Annotated in this window: 2 protein-coding genes; both read right to left on the bottom strand. The window is 72.3% G+C overall.

Annotated features, from left to right (window positions below; genetic code table 11):
* Positions 1 to 150: 150 nt before the first annotated feature.
* Positions 151 to 987 (bottom strand): HAD family hydrolase, encoded by an 837-nt coding sequence (locus AOK17_RS41825; protein WP_055617885.1) that lies wholly within the window; start codon positions 985 to 987, stop codon positions 151 to 153.
* A gap of 53 nt (positions 988 to 1,040) precedes the next feature.
* Positions 1,041 to 2,773 (bottom strand): cysteine protease StiP domain-containing protein (locus AOK17_RS41830; RefSeq protein ID WP_206190927.1); only part of this gene is annotated, 1,733 nt, incomplete at its 5' end.

Below are 2,773 nucleotides of genomic sequence, written 5' to 3' on the forward strand. Positions count from 1 at the left end.
GTTCCGCCCGGGCCCGGGCGGGCGCCGCCGCGCGAAGGAGGAGACCGAGGAGGAGGAGACCGAGGACAAGGAGCAGGTGGCCGCCTGAGCCATCCAGTACGGCCACCGCTCAGGCGCACCCCTCAGGCCACCCCGCCCCCCTCAAGCCCCCTACCGAGCCTCCCGCAAGAACTCCCTCAGGATCCGCTCGCCCGCCGCGACACCCCGTTCCGGGAGGGCGGTGATGCCGGGGGCCGTCCACCCGGCGTCGGCCAGTTCGCCGTGGCCCGGGCGCCAGCCTCGGTCCGCGGCCAGGAGGAGGTCGGCGTCCAGGAGGGAGTCCCCGGCCGCGAGGGTGAGGGTCGCTCCCGTGCGGCGGGCGACCTCCCGCATGGCGGCGCTCTTGGTGAGCGGCTTCGGTACGGCGTAGATCTTGCGGCCCTGGAGGGAGACCGTCCAGCCGCGGTTCTCCGCCCAGACGGCCAGTTCCTTCACCCAGTCCTCGGGGAGCAGTTCGCGCTCGACGACGAGGTATACGAAGAGGTCCTCGGCGAGGCGGTGCTTGCGTACCCAGACCGGGTCGGCGGTGGCCTCCATGTGCTCGCGCACCTCGTCGAGGGGAGCGCACTCGCGGGCGAGGCGTTCGGTCACCGAGGCATGCCACTCGGGGTCCGTCACACCGTCCACGAGCAGGTGGCCGCCGTTGGCGCAGATCGCGTACTTCGGGGCGGGGCCCGGGAGTTGGATGCGCTGGTACTGCTTGCGGGTGCGGGTGGTGGTCGGTACGAAGTCGGCCACGTCACCGAGTTCGGCGAGCAGGCCCGCCGCGGTCTCGGTCATGTAGGACAGCGGCTTGCTCTCGTGCACCTCGACGCTGAGCAGCCGGGGCGCCCGCGCGTCGGGCATGGTCAGGGCCAGTGCGGCGGAGGAGTAGATGAGCGTACGGTCGAGGTCGCTGGCGACCAGCACCTTGGGCGAAGAGGTGGGCAGCGCACCGGAGTTCGCCATCGGGGCGACGTTCGCCGTCGGGGCAGTGTTCGTCGTCGGGTCGGCGTTCGCCATCAGACCGACACCGCCTTGCCGTCGGCGCCGGTCGCGCCGCGGGTGTACTTGGGGTGGATCAACCCGACGCAGGTGTACGGGAGTTCGGCCACCTCCTCGACGGGTACGCCCCGCTGCTCGGCGAGCAGGCGTACGTGGTCGAGGTCGGCGCCCGCTCCGGCCCTGGCGAGGATCTTCCAGGGGACGCGGCGCAGCAGCACGCGGGTCGCCTCGCCGACACCGGGCTTGACGAGGTTCACGTCGTGGATGCCGTACTCCTCGCTGATCCGCTCAACTGCCGCCCAGCCCTCCCAAGTTGGGCTGCGGTCGGTGGACAGGAGCTCCTTGACCTGGGCGTCGACCGCTTCGTCGACCGCGTCGAAGCGGTCGGAGACGGCGTCCAGGAACGCGACGGAGACGTCCGCGCCGGCGAGCTCGCGGTAGAACTTCGCGCCGTGGTAGTCGTGCTCCCCGACCAGGTCGGCACGGAGGACCGTACGCGAAATGAGGCCGGAGACCGTGGAGTTGAGGCACGCGGAGGGGATGAGGAAGTCCTCGCGGGTGCCGTACGTGCGCACGCAGGAGCCGGGGTCGGCGAGGACCGCTATCTCCGGGTCGAAGCCGGTGATGCCGTCGGAGGCCTCGAACTCCTCGACGGCCTGGGCCAGTTCGCGGGTGATGGCGCCCTTGCCGGTCCAGCCGTCCACGAAGACGATGTCGGCCGGGTCGTGGTGGGCGGCCAGCCAGCGCAGCGCGTTGGCGTCGATGCCGCGGCCACGCACGATGGACACGGCGTAGTGCGGGAGGTCGAGGCCGTGCCGGTGCTGGGCCCAGCGGCGCATCAGGACGCCGACCGGCGTGCCGGCGCGGGCCAGCGAGACGAGGACCGGGCGCGGCGACCGCTCCGCGAGCACGGTCTCCGTGACGACGCCGACGGCCTGGGCGATGCGGGTCGCCGAGACGGCGAGCGCGTTGTGGAACAGCTCCTGGTACGCGTCGCTCGGCTGGTACTCCACCGGGAGCGACTCCGCGTAGTGGGCGCCGCCGCTCTGGATGGCCTCCTCGCGCTCCTCGGTCGGTGCCTCCAGCTTCGTGTCCGAGAGATCCTGCAGCAGCCAGCCGACCTCGTCAGGTGCGTACGAGGAGAACTCGGGGCCACGGAGGGGCTCGGGCAGCATGAATGGCCTTTCAGTGGACGACTCGGTGGGCGACACGGTTGACGACTCGGCGGACGGCCGTGCTGGTGCGTACGAGGGGACGACGGCGAGCAGCACGCTCGGCGTGTGCGCGGAGAGCCGCGCCAGCAGGCCGTCGGGAGCGTGCAGTTCGGGCGTGTCGGCGGTGGAGTCGACCACGGCGACGACGGCGTCGAAGCCGGCGCCCGCGACGTTGTAGGCGTAGCGATCGCCGGGGCCGTCGGCCGGGTTGTCATGGGCCGGGAAGACGAGCCGGGTGCGGATCGCGTAGCCGGGGTCGTCCACGGCGAGCACCGGGGAGCGGGTGGTCGTGGAGTAGCGGACCTCGGCGTCGGTCAGCTTCTCCAGGGCGACACCGAGCCGCAGCGGCGCGTACATCAGTTCCTCGAAGCCGAGGACGAGGACACGGCGGGCGTCGGACGGAAGCGCGTCGGCGATACGGGCGGCCATGGCGGGCAGGGCGCCCTCCAGGCGTACGCGGTGCTCGGGCGTGAAGCCGTGCCGCCCGCCGTCGGGTATCCCCGCGGGCCATCCCAGTTCGACACGGAGGGCGGGCC

The organism is Streptomyces phaeochromogenes, from assembly GCF_001418655.1.
GTDB classification, from domain to species: domain Bacteria; phylum Actinomycetota; class Actinomycetes; order Streptomycetales; family Streptomycetaceae; genus Streptomyces; species Streptomyces phaeochromogenes.

What these genes read in the sequence shown, in the direction of transcription:
- AOK17_RS41825 (WP_055617885.1), bottom strand. Translation starts at nt 987, where the DNA reads ATGGCGAACTCCGGTGCGCTGCCCACCTCTTCGCCCAAGGTGCTGGTC.